At 61.3% G+C, this 24,052-nt stretch carries 22 protein-coding genes, 1 tRNA gene and 2 pseudogenes; 16 read left to right on the top strand and 9 right to left on the bottom strand.

Annotation, left to right across the window (positions count from 1 at the left end; translation table 11 throughout):
* Positions 1 to 218 precede the first annotated feature (218 nt).
* Positions 219 to 295: transfer RNA gene (locus B2M20_RS16745), tRNA-Arg, on the bottom strand.
* 343 nt (positions 296 to 638) lie between these two features.
* Entirely contained in the window at positions 639 to 2,123 is a 1,485-nt protein-coding gene (locus B2M20_RS16740; protein WP_079448173.1) for a sensor histidine kinase, read from the bottom strand.
* A 319-nt stretch (positions 2,124 to 2,442) separates the two neighbouring features.
* Between B2M20_RS16740 and rpmH the strand changes: the two genes are divergently transcribed.
* The 11 genes from rpmH (at position 2,443) to B2M20_RS16685 (ending at position 10,972) form a co-directional block, all read left to right on the top strand.
* Positions 2,443 to 2,577 (top strand): 50S ribosomal protein L34, encoded by a 135-nt coding sequence (gene rpmH / locus B2M20_RS16735; protein WP_006609582.1) that lies wholly within the window; start codon positions 2,443 to 2,445, stop codon positions 2,575 to 2,577.
* A 22-nt stretch (positions 2,578 to 2,599) separates the two neighbouring features.
* Positions 2,600 to 2,935: a ribonuclease P protein component gene (gene rnpA, locus B2M20_RS16730; protein WP_079448172.1), complete on the top strand. Its 336-nt coding sequence runs from the start codon at positions 2,600 to 2,602 to the stop codon at positions 2,933 to 2,935.
* 72 nt (positions 2,936 to 3,007) lie between these two features.
* The gene (yidC, locus tag B2M20_RS16725; protein WP_079448171.1) at positions 3,008 to 4,840 is read left to right on the top strand and encodes a membrane protein insertase YidC; all 1,833 of its coding nucleotides are present in this window, start codon (positions 3,008 to 3,010) and stop codon (positions 4,838 to 4,840) included.
* Between the two features lie 149 nt (positions 4,841 to 4,989).
* The gene (gene yihA / locus B2M20_RS16720; RefSeq protein ID WP_079448170.1) at positions 4,990 to 5,643 is read left to right on the top strand and encodes a ribosome biogenesis GTP-binding protein YihA/YsxC; all 654 of its coding nucleotides are present in this window, start codon (positions 4,990 to 4,992) and stop codon (positions 5,641 to 5,643) included.
* The gene (locus B2M20_RS16715; RefSeq protein ID WP_079448169.1) at positions 5,640 to 6,041 is read left to right on the top strand and encodes a DUF423 domain-containing protein; all 402 of its coding nucleotides are present in this window, start codon (positions 5,640 to 5,642) and stop codon (positions 6,039 to 6,041) included. The genes yihA and B2M20_RS16715 overlap by 4 nt, the downstream gene beginning before the upstream one ends.
* A gap of 188 nt (positions 6,042 to 6,229) precedes the next feature.
* On the top strand, positions 6,230 to 7,126 hold the full coding sequence (gene argB / locus B2M20_RS16710; RefSeq protein WP_079448168.1) for an acetylglutamate kinase: 897 nt from the start codon (positions 6,230 to 6,232) through the stop codon (positions 7,124 to 7,126).
* Positions 7,123 to 7,836 carry a pyrimidine 5'-nucleotidase gene (locus B2M20_RS16705; RefSeq protein ID WP_079448167.1) on the top strand — a complete coding sequence of 238 codons (714 nt, stop codon included), beginning with the start codon at positions 7,123 to 7,125 and terminating at the stop codon, positions 7,834 to 7,836. The genes argB and B2M20_RS16705 overlap by 4 nt, the downstream gene beginning before the upstream one ends.
* Before the next feature lie 73 nt (positions 7,837 to 7,909).
* Positions 7,910 to 8,755, top strand: coding sequence for a 2,3,4,5-tetrahydropyridine-2,6-dicarboxylate N-succinyltransferase (gene dapD / locus B2M20_RS16700; protein ID WP_079448224.1), 846 nt, complete (start codon positions 7,910 to 7,912; stop codon positions 8,753 to 8,755).
* A gap of 20 nt (positions 8,756 to 8,775) precedes the next feature.
* Positions 8,776 to 9,246, top strand: a complete 471-nt coding sequence (locus B2M20_RS16695; protein WP_079448166.1) for a DUF805 domain-containing protein — start codon at positions 8,776 to 8,778, stop codon at positions 9,244 to 9,246.
* Complete coding sequence (gene dapE / locus B2M20_RS16690; RefSeq protein ID WP_079448223.1) at positions 9,246 to 10,415, top strand: succinyl-diaminopimelate desuccinylase; 1,170 nt, start codon at positions 9,246 to 9,248, stop codon at positions 10,413 to 10,415. The genes B2M20_RS16695 and dapE overlap by 1 nt, the downstream gene beginning before the upstream one ends.
* A complete protein-coding gene (locus tag B2M20_RS16685; protein WP_079448165.1) occupies positions 10,412 to 10,972 on the top strand; it encodes a phosphorylase family protein in 561 nt (186 codons plus the stop codon). The genes dapE and B2M20_RS16685 overlap by 4 nt, the downstream gene beginning before the upstream one ends.
* Here B2M20_RS16685 and truA read toward each other — a convergent pair.
* From truA to def, 3 genes are read right to left on the bottom strand one after another with little or no spacing between them, the layout of a single operon-like run.
* On the bottom strand, positions 10,969 to 11,706 hold the full coding sequence (gene truA / locus B2M20_RS16680; RefSeq protein ID WP_079448164.1) for a tRNA pseudouridine(38-40) synthase TruA: 738 nt from the start codon (positions 11,704 to 11,706) through the stop codon (positions 10,969 to 10,971). The two genes, B2M20_RS16685 and truA, sit on opposite strands and share 4 nt — an antisense overlap.
* Positions 11,706 to 12,638 carry a methionyl-tRNA formyltransferase gene (fmt, locus tag B2M20_RS16675; RefSeq protein ID WP_079448163.1) on the bottom strand — a complete coding sequence of 311 codons (933 nt, stop codon included), beginning with the start codon at positions 12,636 to 12,638 and terminating at the stop codon, positions 11,706 to 11,708. The genes truA and fmt overlap by 1 nt, the downstream gene beginning before the upstream one ends.
* A gap of 31 nt (positions 12,639 to 12,669) precedes the next feature.
* Positions 12,670 to 13,197, bottom strand: coding sequence for a peptide deformylase (gene def, locus B2M20_RS16670; protein WP_079448162.1), 528 nt, complete (start codon positions 13,195 to 13,197; stop codon positions 12,670 to 12,672).
* Between the two features lie 148 nt (positions 13,198 to 13,345).
* Between def and B2M20_RS16665 the strand changes: the two genes are divergently transcribed.
* Together B2M20_RS16665 and B2M20_RS16660 are read left to right on the top strand one after the other, a co-directional pair.
* The gene (locus B2M20_RS16665) at positions 13,346 to 14,560 is read left to right on the top strand and encodes a DNA recombination protein RmuC (protein ID WP_079448222.1); all 1,215 of its coding nucleotides are present in this window, start codon (positions 13,346 to 13,348) and stop codon (positions 14,558 to 14,560) included.
* Between the two features lie 39 nt (positions 14,561 to 14,599).
* Positions 14,600 to 15,955, top strand: coding sequence for an AmpG family muropeptide MFS transporter (locus B2M20_RS16660; protein ID WP_079448161.1), 1,356 nt, complete (start codon positions 14,600 to 14,602; stop codon positions 15,953 to 15,955).
* Positions 15,956 to 16,020: 65 nt separating this feature from the next.
* Here the strand turns inward: B2M20_RS16660 and yddG are convergent, their stop codons facing one another.
* The 3 genes from yddG to B2M20_RS16645 all read right to left on the bottom strand — a co-directional run bounded on the left by yddG (position 16,021) and on the right by B2M20_RS16645 (position 19,059).
* Positions 16,021 to 16,887: an aromatic amino acid exporter YddG gene (gene yddG, locus B2M20_RS16655; protein WP_079448160.1), complete on the bottom strand. Its 867-nt coding sequence runs from the start codon at positions 16,885 to 16,887 to the stop codon at positions 16,021 to 16,023.
* A gap of 65 nt (positions 16,888 to 16,952) precedes the next feature.
* Positions 16,953 to 17,678 carry an acetoacetyl-CoA reductase gene (gene phbB / locus B2M20_RS16650; protein ID WP_079448159.1) on the bottom strand — a complete coding sequence of 242 codons (726 nt, stop codon included), beginning with the start codon at positions 17,676 to 17,678 and terminating at the stop codon, positions 16,953 to 16,955.
* Positions 17,679 to 17,880: 202 nt separating this feature from the next.
* Entirely contained in the window at positions 17,881 to 19,059 is a 1,179-nt protein-coding gene (locus B2M20_RS16645; RefSeq protein WP_079448221.1) for an acetyl-CoA C-acetyltransferase, read from the bottom strand.
* Positions 19,060 to 19,376: 317 nt separating this feature from the next.
* Here B2M20_RS16645 and phaR point away from each other — a divergent pair, with 317 nt between their 5' ends.
* The 3 genes and pseudogenes from phaR to B2M20_RS16630 all read left to right on the top strand — a co-directional run.
* Positions 19,377 to 19,973: a polyhydroxyalkanoate synthesis repressor PhaR gene (phaR, locus tag B2M20_RS16640; protein WP_079448158.1), complete on the top strand. Its 597-nt coding sequence runs from the start codon at positions 19,377 to 19,379 to the stop codon at positions 19,971 to 19,973.
* A gap of 413 nt (positions 19,974 to 20,386) precedes the next feature.
* Positions 20,387 to 22,426, top strand: a complete 2,040-nt coding sequence (locus B2M20_RS16635) for a sensor histidine kinase (protein ID WP_079448220.1) — start codon at positions 20,387 to 20,389, stop codon at positions 22,424 to 22,426.
* Positions 22,396 to 23,958, top strand: a pseudogene (locus tag B2M20_RS16630) (ATP-binding response regulator); the annotation flags it as partial. The gene B2M20_RS16635 and the pseudogene B2M20_RS16630, both read left to right, overlap by 31 nt.
* A 7-nt stretch (positions 23,959 to 23,965) precedes the next feature.
* Here B2M20_RS16630 and B2M20_RS19245 read toward each other — a convergent pair.
* A pseudogene (locus B2M20_RS19245) lies at positions 23,966 to 24,052 on the bottom strand (IS5/IS1182 family transposase); the annotation flags it as partial.

The following is a 24,052-nucleotide window of genomic DNA, read 5'->3' as shown; positions in this document are numbered from 1 at the left end:
GGGCGAGATCTTACAGCCGGGACGCAACATTTGTTTGTTTGCATCCATGAAGTTCTAATAGGCTTTGGTTGCTAGGTAAGCGGAGAGATGACTTTGTCCCCGACAGCCCGAAGTGGATGGGGCTCTCGATGTGTTGCGTGCGGTCAGGTCGACCCGACAAAGCGGGCCGTCATATCTCCGGACCGATCGCGAAATCAGTTATGAAAAAAGCAAATAGCTGGCGCGCCCGAAGAGATTCGAACTCCTGACCCCCAGATTCGTAGTCTGGTGCTCTATCCAGCTGAGCTACGGGCGCGTTTGTCGGCAAAAATCGCTGAAATTCACAGTGCTTGCGTTTCGGGAACCAGCGTCCCGAAGGCGCGCCATTGCTAACGGCTCCCGGTCGGCTTTGCAAGCGGTGCGGCTGCACCGGCAGCGCCGTACGACAGGAAATCCCATATGATGATTCGCGGTGAGGGGCACGACAAGGCTGCTTCCTCGCCTAGGGCCTTTCCGCTTCTGCGGGAATTAGAAGCGTGGCTCCAGGATTTTGATTTGACGTGTTTTCTTCACGCGAACCGGCATCCACTTTGCTCGAAAACGCTATAATGGCAAGAAATCGAAATCTAGTACACGAAGCAGCGACATCTTGAGATTGATCAGGCTCGGGCGCGTTCGTTACGGATCGTTTGCAACTCCACGGGACGATCCGGGATCGCTATCCGGAACGTTGCGCCTATGGTGCCTTCGACCAGAGCAATGTCGCCGCCGTGCGCACGCACCAGTTCTGCCGCGATCGCAAGGCCGAGACCGCTGCCGCCGGGGCGTACCGATCCCTGGAAGGCCTCGAACAGATGGTTGCGCGCCTGTTGCGGAACGCCAGGTCCGGTGTCGGAAACCTCAACGATCGCCACCGCGCCTTCGCGGCGGCCGGTAACCCGGATTTGCCGGGTCGCAGCATCAGCGTCGTTTCGCGGTTGGCTCTCCAAAGCCTGTGCGGCGTTGCGCACGAGATTGAGCAGAATACGGAAAAGCTGATCCGGATCCGCGTCGATGGTAAGGCCGCGCTCGATCGCGTTGATCCAGGTGATGGATCCGTCCGGCGCCAGTCCCGCCGACTCCCGCACCTCGTTGACGATAGGTTCAATCGCCATCAGCCGCCGGTCGGGGGCGGCCTCCTGCGCCCGTCCATAAGACAACGTCGACTGACAGAATGCGATGGCGCGTTCCAGCGAGCGCATCAGCTTTGGCGCGAACCGCTGCACCCGGGGATCGGGCACGCTGGCCAGTTGGTCGGAGAGCAGCTGCGAGGACGCCAGCAGATTGCGAAGGTCGTGATTGATCTTCGAGACGGCGAGACCGAGCGCTGCCAGCCGGCTCTTCTGATGCAGCATCGACACCAGGTCACGCTGCATGTCGGAGAGTTCACGCTCGGCGACGCCGATTTCGTCGCCGCGCTGCGACGGCACGATGATCCGCGCCGAGCTTTCGGGATTCTGGTGAAAGCCCACGAGATTCGCGGTCAGGCGCCGCATCGGGCGGACGAACAGGTAGTGCAGCGCCAGATAGACCAAACCTGCAGTCAGAATCGCTATCGCCAGCGAGACCAGCAGCAGGTTGCGCGAAAAGCGGTACATCGACTGGCGCAGCGGCTCCTCGTCGGTGACGACCTCGATGAACTGCGCGCCGCGCGACCCCGGTCCGATGATGCGGATCGCCTGGTTGCCGCTCTCCAGCATGGTTTCGAATGAACCGACAATGGCCGACCACGGAGTCATGGTGCGCATGTCGATGTCATGATCGATCGCCGCCGGTAGATCGGCACTGGCGAGCAGCCGGCGCTGCTGACCCATCTTGATGGCGACCGCACGGGCGCCGATGCTGTTGAGAATCTGCCGTGCGAGCGAGTCGGGCACCATGCCAGAGGGAGCTGCATCAAGCACCAGCGCTGCGGTGTTGGCGGCTGCCAGGCGATCGTTGAGTCGATTCAGCCGAAAATTGGCGATAGCGGGGACGTAGATCAGTATTTCGGCGATCATGACCAGCGGAATCGTCAGCAGCAGGAGCTTGCCGGACAGGCCGAGCCGGCCGCGCAATGAGAGACGTGAGGCCCGAATCCGGAGCTGTTCGATCGCCTGTGACACGGTTGTCCTCTGAAGGGCCTGCGGCAAACTGACCGTGATCCGCGCTCCTGGAATGGAGCACGCCGGCCTCTGAACCACTGCCGGAACACATGCGTAATATAGGTCGGCGCGAGATTTTGGCCAATTCGGCCGGGCTGGGAAACGGTACAGGGCAAGATTGACGAAAAGAGGCCACTCCCGTATAAGCCGCGCCAATTGTCCGTGACGGCTCGGTTTCGATCGGGACGGCTTGTTCGGGCCGAATAAAGGCTCGGTTCAGGTCGGTATTACCGGACTTAACCTCAACATCAGGCGACGTGCCCGGTCAGCGGAGACTCCCGTGAAACGGACTTATCAACCCAGCAAATTGGTGCGCAAGCGCCGCCACGGTTTTCGTGCCCGCCTCGCGACCACCGGCGGCCGGAAGGTTCTTGCCGCGCGGCGCGCGCGGGGCCGCAAGCGCCTGAGTGCCTGAGCGGATCGTCCCGAGAACCATCATGGACCGGTTGAGGCAGCGGGCGGATTTCCTCGCCGTTGCCAATGGGCCGCGGGTGAGCACCCCTGCCTTCGTGGTACAAAATCGTCGCCGCAACGATGGCGGTCCGATCAGGATCGGCTTCACGGTGACAAAAAAAAATGGCACCGCGACCGAGCGAAACCGCATCCGCCGCAGACTTCGCGAATTGGTGAAGCGCCTGGACGCCGTATCCATGCGACCGCACAGCGATTATGTGATAATCGGCCGCCGTGCTGCGCTCAACCGCCGTTATGCCGTGATGCTTGATGATTTGCGTTCGGCGTTTCATCGCCTCGACCGCCGGCATCCAGGATGAACGCAGCGTCAAATCGACGACATCAACGGTGTATACAGCCGCAATCCGAATTGAGTGACGAGATCCTGAACGATGTCTGAGAACCGCAATACCATCATCGCTATCGTTCTGTCGGCTCTCGTGCTGATCGCCTGGCAGTATTTCTACAACATTCCGCAGATGGAAAAGGATCGCGCCGCGCACCAGGCGCAAAGCGAGCTTGCCAAGTCTCAGACTGAGGCGGCGCCGAATTCCCCCACGCCCGCTCAACCCGCAGCTGAAACCGCGGTGGTTGCCCGGGATGCTGCCATCGCGTCCAAGCCGCGCGTCAAGATCAGCACCCCTCGCCTGAGCGGAAGCCTGTCGCTGACTGGCGCGCGTATCGATGACCTCCTGCTGACCAAGTATCGCGAGACGGTCGATCCCGCTTCGCCTGCGATCGAGCTGTTTTCACCCTCCGGTACGGCCAATCCGTATTATGCCGAATTCGGATGGGTTCCCGCCACCGGATCCACCGTCCGGGTTCCAGATCAGAAGACGGTGTGGGTGCAGGAAGGGTCGGGGGCGCTGACGCAGTCCACGCCGGTCACGCTGAAGTATGACAATGGCGAAGGGCTGACGTTCCGTCGCACCATCTCGGTGGACGAGCACTATCTGTTCACGGTCAAGGATGAGGTCACAAACGCCGGCAGCGCGCCGGTGACACTGTACCCGTTCGCGCTGATTTCACGGCATGGTACTCCGGCGGTTTCCGGTTACTACATTCTACACGAAGGCCTTATTGGCTTTCTCGGCGATCAGAAGCTGCAGGAATATACATACAAGAAGATCGACGAAGCCCAATCGGTGACCTTCAATGTCACCAACGGCTGGCTCGGCATCACCGACAAATACTGGGCCGCGGCCCTGCTGCCTGACACCAGCGCGCGATTGCAGGCGCGCTTCTCATCCGATCTGGCGGGTTCAGTCAGGACCTACCAGACCGACTATCTGGAGGATGCGCAGACGATCCCGGTTGGCGGTACCGGTTCGGTAAACACGCGTCTTTTTGCCGGCGCCAAGGAAGCCGGTGTTGTCGGCCTCAATTTTCCGTTCGTGGAGCTTGGCGGCTACAACAAGCAACTCGACCTCAACCATTTCGACCTGCTGATCGACTGGGGTTGGTTCCACTTCATCACCAAGCCGATGTTCCTCGCGCTGGACTTCTTCTTTCATGTGTTCGGCAACTTCGGCGTCGCGATTCTGGTCGTGACCGTACTGGTCAAGCTGATTTTCTTCCCGCTCGCCAACAAGTCCTATGCCTCGATGGCGAAGATGAAGGCGGTCCAGCCTCAGATCAACGCACTGAAAGAACGCTTCCCTGACGACAAGATGAAGCTGCAGCAGGAGATGATGGAGATCTACAAGAAGGAGAAGATCAACCCGATCTCGGGCTGTCTTCCGGTCCTCCTTCAGATTCCCGTGTTCTTCTCGCTGTACAAGGTGTTGTTCGTGACCATTGAAATGCGTCACGCACCGTTCTTCGCCTGGATCAAGGACCTGTCCGCGCCCGATCCGACCCACATTTTCAACCTGTTCGGACTGCTGCCATACGATCCCTCGGTGGTGCCGCTGCTCGGGCCTTATCTGGCGATCGGTGCGTGGCCGATCATCATGGGCATCACGATGTGGTTTCAGATGAAGCTGAATCCGACACCGCCGGATCCGACTCAGAAGATTATCTTCGACTGGATGCCGGTAATCTTCACCTTCATGCTCGCGTCTTTCCCGGCCGGTCTCGTGATCTATTGGGCGTGGAATAACACGCTCTCGGTGATCCAGCAGAGCTACATCATGCGCCGCAACGGCGTGAAAGTAGAACTGTTTGATAACGTGAAATCGACCTTCCGCCGCAAATCCTCCGACAAGCCGGCGAAGACCACATAGACGGATCGCCGCCTTGCGATCGTTGCGGGGGCGCATTGCGGACGAAGCCGTCCAATGATCGGCGGGAACGTTTCTGATTCCGTCGCTCCGCGCAAAATCGGCTGATCTTGCCGCGAAGGTGCAATGCCAAGTCAGGAAGGCCTCTTCGCATGACAACCGGCCTTGATACGGAGCTGATCGAGCAAGGCCGAAGACTGTTTGCCGGAGACTGGCAATTCATCTGGGCGTCGCCGTCGATCGAAACGTTACCGCCCATGGCGGGCCTCGAGGTCGCATTCGCCGGACGCTCCAACGTCGGCAAGTCGAGCCTGATCAACGCGCTGACGGGGCGCAGCACGCTGGCCCGAACGTCACGCACGCCGGGACGAACCCAGGAGCTGATCTTCTTCGAGGGTCCCAAGGGTGCCGACGTCCGGCTGGTCGACATGCCGGGATACGGCTTCGCGTCGGCGCCGAAGGCCAAAATCGCGTCGTGGACGTCGCTGATCCACCAATTCCTGCTCGGCCGGGCGACCCTTGCGCGCGTCTATGTCCTGATCGATGCGCGCCATGGCATCAAGGATACCGACCAGGACATCCTGACCACGCTCGACAGGTCCGCGGTGAGCTATCAGATCGTGCTGACCAAGGCGGACGAGGTCAAGGCCGCTGAGATGGCGGAGCGTACCGAAGCGATCAAGGCGCTGCTCGCCAAACATCCTGCAGCGTTCCCGGATGTGCTGGTCACGTCGTCGCGCACGGGCTACGGAATACCGGAGTTGCGCGCCGCCATGGCCCGCCTGATCGGAGAGCTTCAGCGATGACGCAGTTCTGCTGTTTTCGGATCATCGTTTTTGCGGCGGGGCTGATGGGCGGCGCCGGCGTCATCCTGGCTGCGGTCGCGGCGCACAAGACAGGGGGCACACTTCTGCTCTCGGCCTCGTCGATGCTGTTGTTTCATGCTCCCGCCGCGCTGCTGGCGGTGCTCCTGGCGGATCGGCAGATTATTCGCCCACGTCTCGGTCTCGCGATTGCCAGCTGCTTTGCCGCAGGCGCAATCCTGTTCAGCGTGGACTTGACGGTGCGGCAATTCCTCGACCACCACCTTTTCCCGAGAGCCGCTCCGTCCGGCGGAACGCTGATGATTCTGGGTTGGTTTTTGCTCGCGATCGCCGCCATCTGGCCTCGTGCGGCGTCCCGTTCCGAGCAGTCTGGATCCTGACCCGAAGCGGCTTTGCGGTCCTGCCGCCAATCGGTTATAGCGTTTTCGAGCGAAGTGGATTCCGGTTCGCGTAAAGAAAACGCGTCAAACATAAAGATTGAGCTTCGCTTCTGATTCAATCAGAAGCGATACTGCTCAGAACCCGCTTATCCCGCCGGCCAAGAGATTAGTCTCAAGAGATCAGCTTCATGTCCGATGAATCCCGCATCAGCCCGCTCGATCAGGCGCGCATCCTGTCCGAGGCGCTGCCGCACATGCAGCGATATGACGAGGAGACCATCGTCATCAAGTACGGCGGCCATGCCATGGGCTCGGAGGAGGTCGCCCGCCAGTTTGCCCGCGACATCGTGCTGCTCGAGCAGACCGCGATCAATCCGGTGGTGGTGCATGGCGGGGGTCCTCAGATCGCGGCTATGCTGCAACGGCTCGGGATAAAATCCGAGTTCGCCGCCGGCCTGCGCATTACCGATGCCGCGACGATTGAAATCGTCGAGATGGTGCTCGCCGGTTCGATCAACAAGCAACTGGTTGGCTACATTAACGAGGCCGGCGGCAAGGCCGTCGGACTTTGCGGCAAGGACGGCAACATGGTTACCGCCTTGAAGGCTACGCGAATGATGGCGGATCCGGATTCGAACATCGAGAAGGTCGTCGATCTCGGCTTTGTCGGCGAACCCGAACACGTCGATCTGACGCTATTGAATCAGTTGATCGGTCACGAACTGATTCCGGTTCTGGCGCCGCTGGCTACCTCAAAAGGCGGCCAGACATTCAACGTCAATGCCGATATTTTCGCCGGGGCAGTGGCAGGCGCGCTGAAAGCCAAGCGTCTCTTGCTTCTCACGGACGTTCCAGGCGTGCTCGACAAGTCGAAGAAGCTCATTCCGGAGCTCTCGATCAGCGACGCGCGCAAGCTTATCGCCGACGGGACTATTTCGGGTGGCATGATCCCGAAAGTCGAAACCTGCATTTACGCGCTCGAACAGGGCGTCGGTGGCGTCGTCATCATCGATGGAAAGACTCCTCACGCGGTTCTCCTGGAGCTCTTTACCGATCAGGGTACGGGAACGCTGATTCACAAGTGATCGACGCGCAGCAACATCCACACCGCGGCTTCAGTCACATCGACACGTGGGTGTTCGATCTCGACAACACGCTCTATCCGCATCACGTCAACCTCTGGCAGCAGGTCGACGCCCGGATCGGCGAATACATCGGCCAGTTCCTCAACGTCGATCCCGTCGAGGCCCGGCGCATCCAGAAGGATTACTACAAGCGCTTCGGCACCAGCATGCGCGGCATGATGACCGAGCACGGCGTCTCACCTGACGACTATCTCGCTTACGTCCATCAGATCGACCACTCGCCGCTCGATCCTAATCCGGCGATGGGCGCGGCGATCGAAAGGCTTCCAGGCCGCAAGCTGATTCTGACCAACGGTTCGACCGCCCATGCCGGTAAGGTGCTGGAGCGGCTTGGTTTCGGTCATCACTTCGAGGCCGTGTTCGACATCATTGCCGCGGAGATGGAGCCAAAGCCGTCGCCGCGGACTTATCGTCGCTTTCTCGAACGGCATCACGTCGATGCTGCGAAAAGCGCGATGTTCGAGGATCTGGCGCGCAATCTCGTCGTCCCGCATGAACTGGGGATGACGACCGTGCTGGTGGTGCCGGACGGGACGCGCGAGGTGGTGCGGGAGGAATGGGAAATGGAAGGCCGCGGCGCGCCGCATGTCCACCATGTGACCGACGACCTCTCCGGATTTCTGGCGGGGCTGACGGCGCGCTCGGCTTGACATGTCTGCCTCCGTCCAAGAGAACACCGCGTTGACAAACTACGACCGCGCAGTAAAGCCACGAGGAAATCCGATGTCGCTCGCCTCGCTCGAAACCACCATCAACGGCGCGTTCGATGTACGCGAGACTGTCACCCCCGCGACCAAAGGCGAGGTGCGCGAGGCGGTGGATCATGCGCTCGACCTGCTCGACAAGGGTGAGGTGCGCGTCGCCGTGCGCGCGGCAGACGGCAAGTGGATCGTCAATCAGTGGCTCAAGAAGGCCGTGCTGCTGTCGTTTCGCCTCAACGACATGAGCGTTATTCCGGGCGGTCCCGGCAACGCCGTGTGGTGGGACAAAGTGCCGTCGAAGTTCGAGGGCTGGGACGAGAACCGGTTTCGTAACGCGGGCTTTCGGGCCGTGCCGGGTGCGATCGTGCGCCGCTCAGCCTTCATTGCGAAGAACGCGGTGTTGATGCCGTCGTTCGTCAATCTGGGCGCTTATGTCGACGAAAGCACCATGGTCGACACCTGGTGCACGGTCGGCTCCTGTGCCCAGATCGGCAAGCGGGTCCACATCTCCGGCGGCGCGGGCATCGGTGGTGTATTGGAGCCGCTGCAAGCCGGGCCTGTGATCATCGAGGACGATTGCTTCATCGGTGCGCGCTCGGAAGTGGCGGAAGGCGTCATCGTACGCAAGGGCGCTGTGCTGTCGATGGGCGTTTTTCTCGGTGCCTCGACCAAGATCGTCGATCGTGCAACCGGCGAGATCTTCATGGGCGAAGTGCCGGAATATGCGGTAGTGGTACCGGGAGCGCTGCCGGGCAAGCCGTTGAAGAACGGCCAGCCCGGTCCGTCCACCGCCTGCGCAGTCATCGTCAAGCGCGTCGACGAACGCACTCGCTCCAAGACCGGCATCAACGAACTGTTGCGGGACTGAGCGCCTTCCGGAGACCGCGCATGAACCTGACGACGCTGCTGTTCAGCTTTCAGGGCCGGATCAATCGAGCCAGATACTGGTGGGTAGCGCTGATCAATCTTGCCATTCTTACTGCTTGCCTGGTCTTTGCCTTAGCCCTCATAGGGCTTGAGATTTCGAACGCTACTCCTTCGACCGGCGCGCCGGTGAACTACTTGTTTATGGCGATCTTCGTTGTCGTCGGTCTATTGGTGATATGGTCAAGCACAGCTACGGGAATTAAGCGTTTGCATGACCGAGACCAAAGCGGATGGTGGATGCTCGTGTTTTGGGGAGTCAGTGCCATCGTCGGCTTGCTGCAGGAGACTGCCACGACGCCCAGCAGCAAGTTCATCCTTGACGTCGGGAATTTCGCGGTGACCGTCTGGATCATCATCGAACTCGGCTGCCTGCGCGGCACGCAAGGGCCAAACCGCTTCGGCGCTGATCCACTTGAAGCGTCGCCGCAATGATGCCGTCCGACGCGCTCTCCATCGCCCGCGATCTCGTCCGTTGCCCGTCGGTGACGCCGGCAGATGCAGGCGCGCTCGGCGTGCTGGAAACGCTGCTCAAGGGTGCGGGCTTCGATGTCCACCGCATCACCTTCAGCGAACCGGGCGCCGCTGATATCGACAATCTCTATGCCCGTATCGGCACGACCGGCCCTCACATCGCGTTCGCCGGCCATACCGACGTCGTGCCTCCAGGCGATGAGGACGCCTGGACCCGTGGCGCGTTCTCAGGTGACGTGGTTGATGGTTTTCTCTATGGGCGCGGCACGGTCGACATGAAGGGCGGAATCGCCTGCAGCGTCGCCGCCGCGCTTGACTATCTCGCGGAGCATGGCGGCCAGCCGGGGAAAGACGGCGACGGCTCGATCTCGTTCCTGATCACCGGGGACGAGGAAGACATCGCCGTCAACGGCACTGTCAAGCTGATGCAATGGGCCGCTGCACGCGGCGAAAAATTCGACCACTGCGTGCTCGGCGAGCCCAGCAATATCGAGGAGCTTGGCGATTGCATCAAGATCGGCCGCCGGGGCTCACAGTCCGGCACGCTTTATGTCGATGGCGTGCAGGGCCACGTCGCTTACCCGCATCGCGCGTCAAATCCGATTCCGGACATCGCCGCGTTGATTACCGCGCTTGTCAGTGAGCCGCTGGACCGGGGTAGTGCTCAGTTTCAGCCCTCCAATCTGGAATTCACCTCGGTCGATGTCGGCAATCCGGCGGCCAATGTGATTCCGGGACAGGCGCGCGCGAAGTTCAACATCCGCTTCAACGACCATCACAGTCAGGAATCGCTGCGTGCGCTGATCGAGGCGCGCGTTGCCACAGCCGCGGGTAACCGTGTCCAAACGCGCATCGTCTGGGAGCCGTCGAACGCCGACGTATTCCTGACCGAGCCCGGTCCCTTCACCGATCTCCTGGTCGCAGCCATAGAGGAGGTCACCGGCCGCAAACCGGAGCTCAGCACCGGCGGCGGCACCTCGGATGCGCGCTTTATCAAGGACTATTGCCCGGTGATCGAGTTTGGTTTGGTCGGGCAGACCATGCACCAGATCGACGAGCGTACGCCGGTGGCCGATCTCGAAAGGCTGACCCGTATCTACCGCGGCGTGCTGGATCGCTACTTCGCATGAACGACAAAATCCTCGTCCTCACCGCCATCGACGACGAACTCGACAAGGCACGCGCGCCCGATGGCGTCCGGGTGATCTACACCGGCGTTGGCAAGATCAATGCCGCCAGCGCAACCACGCTGGCACTGCTGACGATGCACCCGTCACTTGTCATCAATTACGGTACCGCGGGAAAGATCAATGAGACGCTCCAGGGTCTCGTGGAGGTTTCAAACGTCGTCCAGCGCGACATGATGGCGATGCCGCTGGCGCCGCGCGGACGTACGCCGTTCGCCCCGGAGCTTGATCTGTTGACTTCAGGCCAGGGCGGTGTCGTCTGCGGTACCGGCGACAGCTTTGTCACAAGCTCCGATCCGTGGCTGATCGAGAACAATATCGACATCGTCGACATGGAGCTGTTCGCGGTGGCGCAGGTGTGCCGGCGGCACGGCCTGCCGTGGCGTGCGTTCAAGTTCATCACCGACGACGCCAACGACCTCGCGCATCAGGACTGGACCGCCAATGTGAAGGATGGCGAGGGCCTGTTCTGGGATGCGCTGGAACGGATTCGCTCTTAGTAATCCACCCGCACAAGATACAATCCGTCGGGCGGCGCCACCGGCCCGCACGCTTCACGCCGCCGCGCAGCCAACGCGTTGGACAGGTCATCTGCGCTCCAGCGGCCATGCCCGACCCACACCAGTGATCCCACCATCGAGCGCACCTGGCTGTGCAGGTACGAACGCGCCGACGTGATGATGTTGACGCTGTCGCCGTTCCTGACGACGTCGAGCTGATCGAGCGTTTTCTCCGGCGACTTCGCCTGACATTCAGTGTCGCGAAATGTCGTGAAATCGTGCTTTCCGATGAGCCGCTGTGCCGCCGTGTGCATCGCCTCCGCATCGAGCGACCGCGGCACGCGCCAGACATGGCCGACATCGATGGCGAGGTTCGCGCGCCGATTGGCGATGCGATAGATGTAATGTCGCCGGCGTGCTGAGAAGCGCGCTTCGAAGTTGTCGGGCACGATCTCGGCTTCGAGCACGCCGATCGGATGTGGGCGCAGGTGCGCGTTGAGCCCGTCACGCAATCGATTCGGTACGAAGTGCTTCGCGATGTCGCAATGGGCAACCTGCGCCAGCGCATGGACGCCGGCATCGGTGCGGCCCGCGCCGTGCACGCGGACGCAATCACCGCAAATCGCCTTCACTGCCGCCTCCAGCGCGCCCTGTACCGAGGGACCGTTGTCCTGGTACTGCCAGCCGCAGAAGGGACCTCCGTCATATTCGATGGTCAGCTTGTAGCGGGGCATCAGACGAGCCGCAGCGGCGGCGTCAGCGGCGTGCCGTTCAGAAAGGCGCCGGCCTTCATCGGAGGCTTTCCCGCGCGCTGCAATTCAAGGATGCGGATCGCGCCTTCGCCGCAGGCGACCGTCAGGCGGTCGTCGAGGAGGCTCCCCGGCGATCCCGCGCCTTCCGCCAGCTCACAACGCAGGAGCTTGACGCGGACCGGCTCGCCATCCACCGGCATCTCGCACCAGGCGCCCGGAAACGGCGACAGGCCATGAATATGGCGCAGCACGTCGCGCGCGGGTCTGTTCCAGTCGATGCGCGCCTCGGTCTTATCGATCTTGGCAGCGTAGGTGACGCCTTGTTCGCTCTGCTTCGTCAACTGCAGGCCGTCGCGCGACAGCGAGGCCATCGCACGCACCATTAGATCAGCCCCAAGCGGCGCCAGCGCGTCATGAAGATCCGACGCCGTCATCGCATCGGTGATGGTGATCCGCTCGGCCAGGGCCACCTCGCCGGTGTCGAGGCCGGCATCCATCTTCATGACCATGACGCCGCTTTCGGCATCACCGGCCATGATGGCGCGGTTGATCGGTGCAGCACCGCGCCAGCGCGGTAGCAACGATGCGTGCAGATTGTAGCAGCCATATCGCGGCGCACCGAGGATCGCCTGCGGCAGGATCATGCCATAGGCGACGACGATCGCGGCATCGGGGACGAACGATTGAAACTCAAGCAGCGCCTCCGGCGTCTTCAGCGTTTTTGGCGTCAGCACGGGGAGGCCGAGGCGCTGCGCTTCCCGCGCCACCGGGCTCGGCTGCAGCTTCATGCCACGGCCGGCGGGCCTCGCCTCGCGGCTGTATACGGCCGCGATCTCGTGGCCGTGGGCCACGAGTTGCAGCAGCGTCGGCACCGCAAATTCGGGCGTGCCCATGAAAATCAGGCGAAGCGGCATCTGATTGATTTCTGCGCGGCAAAAAACCGCTTTATCTTGCGGCGAGCTTCGCGGCCTTGGTGAATTTTTTCATCACACGGTCGCGTTTCAGTTTCGAGAGGTAATCGACAAACAGCACGCCATTGAGATGGTCGATCTCATGCTGAATGCAGGTGGCGAAAAGACCCTCGGCATCCTCCTCGTGAACCTTGCCGTCAAGATCGGTGAAGCGAATCCGCACGCGCGCCGGCCGTTCGACCTCCTCGTAATATTCGGGGATCGACAGGCAGCCTTCTTCATAGACCGACAGCTCCTCCGAAGCCGAGAGGATTTCCGGATTGATGAAAACACGCGGCCGCGGTTTCGTCTCTCCTTCTTCGTCGCGTTTGGCGAGGTCCATGGTGACGATGCGGACAGGCTGCGCGATCTGGATGCCGGCGAGCCCGATGCCCGGCGCGTCGTACATGGTCTCGAACATGTCGTCGGCAAGCTTGCGGATTTCCGGCGTGACCTTTTCGATCGGCCTTGACACGAGGCGCAACTGCTTGTCCGGCACAATGATGATTTCGCGAATGGCCATGCCGGCGATGTAATCCCCGAGTCTGTCCGGGTCAATCCGCGAGCTGCATTGACCGTCCGGCCGTCATGAGCAGGCACATTGAGCTTTCGTTAACTCCGTGTGTTCGCTCTTCGTTCGCGAACATGGCCGAATCGGCTACGATGGGCGGATGAGCGACATTCTTTTCATGCTGGGCGATGTGCCGGTGCGGACCGGCACCGTGCTGATCGCGTTTGGCGCGCTGGCGCTGGCATTGTTGCTGAGCATTGCGATCGTGATCGCGCGCTCGGGACGCCGGGGAACCGAAATGGCGACCGCGCAAGCAAGTCGCGCGGATGAACTCGAGGAGCGTCTCATCGACATGATGCGTACGCAGGCCGAGGCCACCGGCCGTGTCGATGCCATGGGCAAGGCGCTCGCAGGGCGACAGGCGGAGATGGCGAGGGCGGTCAGCGATCGGCTGGACGCGGTCACCCACCGCGTCGGCCAGTCGATGGAGCAGACCACACGCAACACCATGGACAGTCTGCGGGTGCTGCACGAACGGCTCGGAATTATCGACAACGCGCACCAGAACCTGACCGAACTGACGACGCAGGTGACGACGCTGCGCGATGTGCTCGCCAACAAGCAGTCGCGCGGCGCGTTCGGGCAGGCGCGGATGGAGGCGATCGTGCAGGACGGAATGCCGAAGGGCTCGTTCGCCTTTCAGTATACGCTGCCAAACGGTAAGCGGCCGGATTGCGTAATCTTCCTCCCCGATCAGCGCCCGCTTTGCATCGATGCGAAATTTCCGCTTGAGGCGATGACGGCGCTGCGCGACGCCCGAACCGACGACGAAAGGAAACTCGGAACTCAGCGGCTGCGCGCTGACGTTATGCGGCACGTCACCGACATCGCCGGAAAATATCTGATCCCGGGCGAGACCCAGGACACCGCGCTGATGTTCGTGCCATCGGAATCGGTCTATGCCGAGATTTACGACAGCTTCGACGATGTGATCCAGAAGGCCTATCGTGCCCGGATCGTGCTGGTATCGCCGTCACTCTTGATGCTGGCGATTCAGGTGATGCAACAGCTTCTCAAGGACGCGCGGATGCGCGATGCCGCGGATCAGGTACGGATCGAGGTCATGAACATGATGGGTGATGTCGAGCGCCTGCGCGACCGGGTCAACAGGCTCGGCAGCCATTTCGATCAGGTCAGCGAGGATGTGAGGCAGGTCCTGATCTCGGCCGGTAAGATCGGCAAACGGGCTATGAGGATCGAGGAACTCGATTTCAGCAAGGACGAGGCGGCGGCGGAGACGCCACGGATCGTCGAGCCCGTCGAACCGACGGTGTTTCCGCCGCAGTTCGCCCGCAAGATCCAGGCGGGTGAGTAAGAGGAGGGCGGAACTGGCCGAATCTGCTAGCACAGCGGCATGACCACTCCGGACGTCGCCCCAACCGTATCCGAGGCTGCCTCCCGCGCGTCTTGGCGCGAGAGCATTGCGGTCTATCTGCAACCGCGCGTCCTCATTGTCATGATGCTCGGCTTCTCGTCCGGCCTGCCGCTGGCGCTGTCGGGCTCGACTCTGCAGATTTGGATGAAAGAATCCGGCATCGATCTGCACGACATCGGTCTGTTTGTTCTCGTTGGCACGCCCTATACGCTGAAGTTTCTGTGGGCTCCGTTGGTCGATGCCCTGCATATTCCGCTGCTGACGCGGCGGTTCGGCCGCCGTCGCGGTTGGCTCGTCTTTTCGCAATTGCTTCTGATCGCGGCAATCCTGTTGCTGGCCTCGACCGATCCAGTGAAAGCGCCGTGGTTTGTCGCGCTCGGCGCGGTGCTCGTGGCGGCGACGTCGGCGACGCAGGACATCGTGGTCGACGCCTTTCGGGTCGAGAGCCTGCCGGAAAGCGAGCAGGCTGCCGGCATGGCGGGTTATGTCGCCGCCTATCGTATCGGCATGTTGGTCTCGACCGCCGGAGCTCTCTTCCTGGTCAGCGCATTCGAAGGGACAGGCCAGGTCCGCGCCTCGGCGTGGGCGTGGGGCTACATTAGCATGGCGGCGATGGTTCTGATCGGCACCGTCACGGCGCTGGCGGCCACTGAGCCCGAGCAATCCGTGCGCGCCGAACTGGCGACGCGGGCTAAGGGCGGTTTCGCGCGGGTCATGAATGCCGCGGTCGGCGCATTTTCTGAATTCCTGAGCCGCAAGGACGCTCTCGCCGCGCTCGCCTTCATCGTGCTGTTCAAGTTCACCGACGCGTTTTCCGGCACCATGACCGCACCGTTCGTCATCGATCTTGGCTTCACCCGCAACGACTACGCCGCCATCGTCAAAGGCGTCGGTCTTGCCGCGACGCTGATCGGCGGTTTTGCCGGCGGCTTCGTGGCGCGGCGCTACCCGCTGGCGGCAAGCTTATGGGTTGGCGGCATTTTGCAGGCGGTCGCCAACCTGTCGTTCTCATGGCTGGCGCTGGTCGGCGTCAATCAATGGGCGCTGGCTCTCGCTATCACAGCGGAGAATTTCACCAGCGCCATCGGCACGGTGATCTTCGTCGCCTATCTGTCGGCGATGTGCCGCAATCCGCTGCACACCGCTACCCAATATGCGCTTCTCACGGCGCTTGCCGCGGTCGGCCGAACCTATCTGTCCGCCAGCGCCGGGTTCGTCGCCGAGGCGACGGGATGGCCGCTGTTCTTTGCGATCTGCGTTGCCGCTGCCATACCAAGCCTGATCCTACTGGCCTGGCTGCAGCGGCGCGGGCACTTTGCCGCGTTGCGGGCGTAAACGGTGGCGCAGCGAACCGGTACCTACCTCGGGTCAAGCCCGAGGATAGGCTTCGCTCGAAAACGCTATTTCCAGATCATGTCCTTTGCCGCGATCAACCCGCCGCCCGCGATCAGCACGGACGCGACGGCGAGCGCCGCAGTCGGCTTCGCGAAACCCGCCAGTATCAGGAACGCGGTCGAAAGTAGCGGCGTCGCATAGGCGGCGGCGCCGAGCACGCGAATGTCGCCGCGCTTCATGCCGATATCCCAGACATAGAAGGCAAGGCCGACTGGACCGATGCCGAGCGCGGCGATCGCGAGCCACTGTGCCGCGCTGTCCGGCCACACCGTCTGTTCCATGAGCAGATGCGCAACCGCCGCGAGTGCAGCCGTCGCCAGGCAAAAGCCCGCGACCGCGTCGGTTGGAACCGAGGCCAAGCGTCGCGACAGCACCGAATACGCTGCCCAGACAAACGCCGCCATGAACGCTGCCGCAAGACCGGACATCTGGACGCGTTCGAACACAATCGAGGTACCGCCCGCAAACAGCGAAACCGTCCCGGCCAGCCCGAGGATCGCGCCGATCAGATGATGTGACGCCAGCCGCTCGCCTGGCAGCATCGAGGAGAACAGCACGATCAACAGTGGCCAGAGATAATTCAGGAGGCCCGCTTCGGCGGGTGGCGCCTGTCGCAGCGCGATGAAATACAACGCATGATAGCCGAACAGCCCTCCCACCCCCACGAGCCATACAACCGCCGGCTGTCGCAACGCGCTGACGCCTTCGGGACGGAACAGCCAGCTCGTGCAGCCGGCAAGACCACCAATTGCAAACGTCATGGCCGCGAGTTGAAACGCGGGAATGTGCCCGGTTGCGACCGTCATGACCGCGAGCAGCGACCACATCAGGATGGCGGCGAGGCCGGTGAGTGTGGCGGTCCGGGAGGTCATGATTTCTTCCTTCTCCTCTCTTGGGAGAAGGAAAGAAGCGGCATGTCCACCCTATGCACTCTTCATTACGCTTGATACTGGCCGCCGTTGATGCTCAGCGTCGATCCCGTGATGAAGCCGGCATCGTCGGCGGCGAGGAATATCACCGCGCGCGCGATCTCATCGGGCTCACCGAGGCGGGTCACCGGAATCTGCGGCAGGATGTTTTTCTCGATGACGTCCTTGGGCACGGCCTGCACCATTTCCGTGTTGATGTATCCGGGGCAGATCGCATTCACGGTGATTCCGTTCTTGGCATTCTCCAGCGCCAGCGCCTTGGTGAAACCGATGTCTCCGGCCTTCGCCGCCGAATAGTTCACCTGGCCGAACTGGCCCTTCTGGCCATTGATCGAAGAGATGTTGATGATGCGGCCGAACTTGCGCGCGCGCATTCCCTCGATCACCGGGCGCGTCATGTTGAACAGCGAGCCGAGATTGATGTTGATGACGGCGCTCCACTGCTCGAGCGTCATCTTGTGGAAGGCGCCGTCTTTGGTGATGCCGGCATTATTCACGAGCACCTCGATGGGGCCGAGGTCCGCTTCGACCTGCTTGATGCCGCCAGCACAGGCATCGAAGGAAGCGACATCCCACTTGTAAACGGGAATGCCGGTTTCCGCCTTGAATTTTTCCGCCGCCGCGTCGTTGCCGGCGTAGCTCGCCGCGACGTTGTATCCGGCCGCTTTCAGCGCTCTGCTGATCGCGCCGCCGATGCCTCGCGTTCCCCCCGTCACCAATGCCACTCTTGCCATGCGTCGTCCTCCTGGAGTTCCAGCTTTTGTTTTGACGCGCTTCTTGACGCGAACCGGTACCCACTTCGCTCGTAAACGCTACGGAAAGCCGGATTTATCCTGATCGTTGAAACAAAAGCTTTGCGGATAAAAATGCCCGGCACGAGGCCGAGCATTTGGTTGTCAGCGCGACTCAATGTCCATTTTCGCCGCCTTCATCCGCTCAGCCGCGCTCAACGCACATGGCGATCCCCATGCCGCCGCCGATGCATAACGTGGCAAGGCCCTTCTTGACGTTTCGCTTCTGCATTTCGTGCAGCAGGGTCACCAGCACGCGCGCGCCCGAGGCACCGACCGGATGGCCGATGGCGATCGCGCCGCCATTGACGTTGACCTTTGAGGTATCCCAGCCGAGGTCCTTATTGACGGCGCAGGCCTGTGCGGCGAAGGCTTCATTGGCTTCGATCAGGTCGAGGTCGCCGATCGTCCAGCCTGCTTTTTTCAGCGCGGCACGGGAGGCCGGAATCGGGCCGGTGCCCATGATCTTCGGATCGACCCCGGCATGGGCCCAGGAGACGATGCGGGCGAGGGGGGTCTTGCCCTCTTTCGCCGCCTGCGCGGCCGACATCAGGACGACGGCCGCGGCGCCGTCGTTGATTCCCGACGCGTTGGCCGCGGTCACAGTGCCGTCCTTTTCAAAAGCGGGTCGCAGTTTGGCGATGGCGTCGACCGTCACGCCAGCCTTCGGATATTCGTCCGTGTCGACCACAACATCGCCTTTGCGGCTCTTGACGGTGACGGGCACGATCTCGTCCTTGAATCGGCCCGCTTTCTGCGCGGCTTCCGCCTTGTTCTGCGAGCCGGCGGCAAATTCGTCCTGCTGCTGGCGGGTGATCTGGTACTCACGGGCGACGTTCTCGGCGGTGTTGCCCATGTGGTAGCCGTTGAACGCATCCCACAGCCCGTCCTTGATCATGGTGTCGATCAGTTCAAGGCCGCCCATCTTCACGCCGCCGCGCAGGTGCTGCGCATGCGGCGCCATGCTCATGGATTCCTGTCCGCCCGCGACGACGATATCCGAATCCCCGTTCAGGATGGCCTGATAGCCGAGCGCGACAGTGCGCAGGCCCGAACCGCAGAGCTGGTTGACGCCCCAGGCCGGGCTTTCCACCGGAACGCCAGCGGCGATCGACGCCTGACGTGCCGGATTCTGGCCCTGCGCCGCAGTCAGAATCTGGCCCATGATGACTTCGGAGACCCGTCCGGGCTCGATTCCCGCCCGCTCCAGCGCAGCCTTGATGGCGATAGCACCGAGGGCGTGGGCGGGCGTCGTGGCAAGCGCGCCGTTGAAACTTCCCACTGGAGTGCGGGCGGCGCTGACGATGACGACACCGTCTGACATGGACACCTCCTGGAGCTTAAGTGACATGCTGGGGCTTGAGTGACTTGAAATTCGATGATGACAGGCCGCACCGGCGGTCCGCGATCTACTCAGATATATATCCTGTTGACCTCACGAGAGTGTGTCAATCATGCCAATGGCTGGAAGTTGCACCCGTACATGATCGTGAGCACTTCTATGCATTGGCATTAACTGTTTTTTATAAAACGGTAGCCGAAGCGGGCTGAAAGTGCTTACTTTGCTGCAATGCGTTACGTGTTAACCCCATCGTGGATGCCGGCGGGGTTTCTTGTCCTCGGCAGGGACGTGTGGGATCTATGGCGAAATCAGAGACACCGACGACAATCAAGAAATATGCGAACCGGCGGCTCTATAATACCGGCACCAGCACCTATGTGACGCTCGAAGATCTCGCGGGGATGGTCAAGCAGGGCGAGGATTTCCTTGTCTTCGATGCAAAGACTGGAGACGACATCACCCGTTCAGTGCTGGCGCAGATCATTTTCGAACAGGAAAACAAAACGGGGCAGAACCTGCTCCCGACCACCTTCCTGCGGCAGCTGATCCGTTTCTACGGAGATAGCATGCAGATGGTGGTGCCGAAGTATCTCGAACGATCGATCGACATGCTGACCCGCGAGCAGGAGAAGTTTCGCAAGCAGATGACAAGCAGCTTCAGCGGCACTCCGTTCGCGCCGCTTGAGGAGCATGTCCGCCGCAACATGGAGCTTTTCGAGCGCACGTTCTCGATGTTCAAGCCATTCGTGCCGCCGCGCAATGGGACCGCCGCGCCCGAGCCGGAGAAAACGCCCGATACTCCCGATCCCGGCGACAATATCGAAGATCTTCGCCAGCAGATGAGGGAGATGCAGGACCGCCTGGAACGGATGTCGAAAGAGCCGAAGAAGGAGTAGGTGTTCGGGTCTGCGATCATGATCGAACAGATGACGCTGAGGTCGCCGACCGGGAATCCAAGGGGATTTCGGCTCATGCAGAACAGCAGCGCGGTCTCCATGCTCGTACCTGCATCCTGTGCGCCCTCTGTCCCGGCGGAGCCGAACTCCGCGGCCATTGCCTGACACCCCTCACGGCCTGCAATTGACGACCGGGGCGCCTGCCCGTCCCAGTCCATCAAGTGTCAGATTGGTATTTCCTCGCGTTGAACCTTTTCTTGAGATGGATGACTCTCACAAAGGGGTCACGCGTCGGTGTGCCGTGCGCGACAATCGTCGCCAGGCTGTCGTTTGAAGCCATTGTCGCCGGGAAAGCCGCAGCGAACGAATCCGCAAGGTAGCTCCATTTGGTTCCAGCCGAGACCCAGAACGGCATAGCCGAAGAGCAGCAAGAGGGCCGCTCGGGCATCGTCGGCCTGGTTCGCGCTATTCCGATCCGCTGGCGCATTTTCTCAATCACGGCTTTGAATTCTGCGGCCGTGCTGGTTCTTGCGCTGTTGATATGGAGCGGTGCCAAGACCCTGGGGTCGGCATGGGACGACGTGCGTCAGGTCAGGAACTCCGATAAGATCCTTGCGGTTCTCGAGAGCGAGACCGGTCGACTGCAAAACCTGATCCATCGCTACGTCAATCAGCCCGGTCCCGATCTGTTTGCGGAAATCCTGCTGTTGCGCGAGGCCATCCTCGGCACCTTGAGAGCGCGCGCTTCGACTGACCCGATATTGCTGGGTACGGTCGACGAACTGGAACGCGCCACCGAACGCTTTCTCAGCGGTTTCAGGGAATTGCGCGCATTACAGACGACGATTGCCAAGACCTATGAGAACCAAATCCTGACGCCTACCAAGGACATGGCCGGCCTCTATTCGATCATCGAGGGTGCGACCAGTCGCCGCGACGCGCGGATATGGCCGACACTTGGCAAATCACGCGAGGCATTCACGGCGATGCTGGTGGACGCCAACGCCTACTACCTCGCACCCGCGTCAACCAGTGCGGACGAAGTCCGAAAGAATATCGATGCGGTCGCGCGCACGATCCCGGCGATGATCGATTTTGCCGAGAACGATCTCCAGCACGACGCATTACAGCGGCTCAAAACACGAACATCTGCGCTGCATGATGGGATCGCGAGCCTGTCCGATCTGCTCACCAAGCGAACTGATCTTTCGCGCAACTCCATCGACGCCAGCCAGGCTGAGACCATCGCTGCGATCGACGGCTTGTCTGTCAAGATGCGTCGGCGGGAGCAGAATGCGCAGTTGACGTTTGACCGCACTCTCACAAGCATCTCCCGCAAGATGCTGTCGATCGCCGCGATCTTTCTCGCCATCATAGTGATTGCCGGCGTTGTCATCGCGCTCAGCATCCGTCTGCCCCTGCGGCAGCTCATGACGTCGATGCGCGCGATCATGTCCGGCGACTACGGTCGCAGAGTCGCCGGCACCGACGCGCGGGATGAAATCGGCACTATGGCGCGCGCGGTCGAGATGTTCCGCAAGAACGCCATCGCCAAGCGCGCGGCGGAGGACGAATTGCGGGCATCGACGCAGAGGGCCGAAAATGCTTTGCTAGAATTGAACGCGGTGCAGCGCAATCTGATCGACGCTGAGCGGCTTGCAGTGCTCGGGGGGCTGGTCGCGGGCGTCGCGCACGAGGTGAACAATCCGATCGGCATCAGCCTCACTGTTGCTTCGAGTTTCGCTTGGCGCGCCGACACATTCGACGCCGAATTGAGATCCAAGACGCCACTGAAGCGTTCGCAGCTTGAGGAATTCGTGAGCACCTGTCGCGATGCAGCTCGTCAGCTGGTTGCAAATCTGCACCGGGCCGGCGAACTGATCCAGTCCTTCAAGCAGGTTGCCGTCGATCGATCTCACGCTGAGCGCCGCCAGTTCAGCTTGAGTGAATCCACCGGCCAGATCGTCGCCAGCCTCCGTCCGGTTCTGAAGCGATCTCCGATAAACATCGCTGTCGATGTCCCGGAGGGTCTGATTATAGATGGGTTTCCCGGCTCATACGGGCAGATTTTGACTAATCTTTTTCTCAACGCTGCCAATCACGCGTTCCCCAATGGGCGATCGGGTACGATTTCCATCGCGGCGAGCCTGCGCGCCAATGATGACATCGAGATCATTTTTTCCGACAATGGTATCGGGATGACACCGGACGTCCAGCGGCAGGCGTTCGATCCCTTCTTTACCACACGCCGCAACGAGGGTGGCACCGGCCTTGGGCTTCACATTGTCTACAATCTTGTCATACAGCAGCTCGGCGGTCAGATGACGGTGAAATCAGAGCTGGGACAAGGAACGACTTTTCGCATTATCATGCCGCGATCCGGCGCCGGCGCTGGCACGGAAACAGACAGCGGGACAGTACAATGGCCTACCAGGATGATCTCCTCGACCTGATCGACGATTCTGGAGCTGATCGCCCCGGGGCGTCGACGGTTCGCCAGTGGAAGGTCGCCGTGATCGACGACGATCGGGCGGTGCATGAAGGCACGCGCTTTGCGCTGAGCGATTACAGTCTCAACGGACAGACGCTGGAGATTCTGTCGGCCTATTCGGCTGCCGAGGGACGTGAGCTAATGCGCGCGCACCCTGACATCGCCGCGGTGCTCCTCGATGTGATCATGGAGACCGACGAAGCCGGCCTCGATCTCGTCGAATTCATCCGTAACGAGCTGCGGAACGAAACCGTGCGCATCATCCTGCGCACCGGGCAACCGGGACAAGCGCCGGAGCGCAGCGTTATTGTCGACTACGACATCAACGATTACAAGGCCAAAACGGAACTCACCGCCGACAAACTGTTCACCTCCTTGACCGCGGCGCTGCGCAGCAATCAGCAGCTCGAACGGATGGTGCAGACCCGTCGCGGCCTCGAGATCATCATCGATGCGGCTTCCACGCTCTACGATTTTAAGTCGATGCAGCGGTTGGCCGAAGGCGTCCTGACGCAGATCGCGTCGCTTTTGAACATCGACTGTGCGGGCATTCTGGTGTTGCGCGACGGCGGCGCGGTCGATGATGACTTTGCGGTTCTTGCGGGGTCCGGCTGTTACAGCTGCTTCAGCGGGGTCGACGGCCAGGCATCGCTCGATTCCGATCTCAAGCAGACGGTCGAGGACGCCTTCAGGCGGCGTAAGCACGAATTCGTCGATCACCGTTCGGTCCTCTATATCCGCACCGGCAGTGGACGCGAAGTCGTGGTGTTGTTACAGGCCGAGCGCGATCTATCGGATACTGATCGGTCCCTCGTGGAGATCTTCGGCAGCCGGCTGTCGATCGCATTCGACAACGTGATCCTCTATGAGCAATTGCAGGACGCCAACGCGCAGCTCGAAGACCGCGTGGCGCAGCGCACGCGCGCGTTGATGCAAGCCAATCGCAGGCTTTCCGCGCAATGGCTGCGGTTGCAGCGGGCCAACGGGTTCAAGAATGAGATTCTGGGAACGGTGGCGCACGACCTGAAGAATCCTCTCGGGGTCATCCTGGGGCGGACCGAAATGCTCGCCGAACTTGTCAGCGCAGGCTCGTACGGTGACACCGTCACCGTGCAGGTCGATCACATTCGCGACGCCACCAAGCGCCTGATTACGATGGTCGATCACCTGATTTCAGACGCCATGGCCGATGCTTTCGATATCACTATAAAGCGCGAGCCGGTCGATATCGCGGCGCTGGTCGCCGAGGTCTCCGAGGCCAATCAGCTATCAGCGGTTAACAAGCAGCAAACCATCGCCGTGTCGGCGCCTACCGGACACGTCACGATCTGCGACCAGGACCGGATGCGCGAGGCGATCGACAATCTTGTCAGCAACGCCATCAAGTACAGCCCGGTGGGAGGCAGGATCACGCTTCTGGTCGGCCAGGATGCGGACCACACAATCATCCGCGTCACGGACGAGGGCGCCGGCCTGTCGCCCGAGGATTTAGGGTCTGGACTCATAACCAGTAACTGACAGCCGCTGCGATGCAGACGGCTGCGAGAAAATTGATTGCGAGACGGTCGTATCTGGTGGCGATGCGACG

It is taken from the genome of Nitrobacter vulgaris (assembly GCF_002028545.1).
Classification (GTDB): Bacteria; Pseudomonadota; Alphaproteobacteria; order Rhizobiales; family Xanthobacteraceae; genus Nitrobacter; species Nitrobacter vulgaris.
The sequence above is the reverse complement of the archived record's forward strand: the minus strand, read 5'-3'. Positions and strand labels throughout refer to the sequence as shown.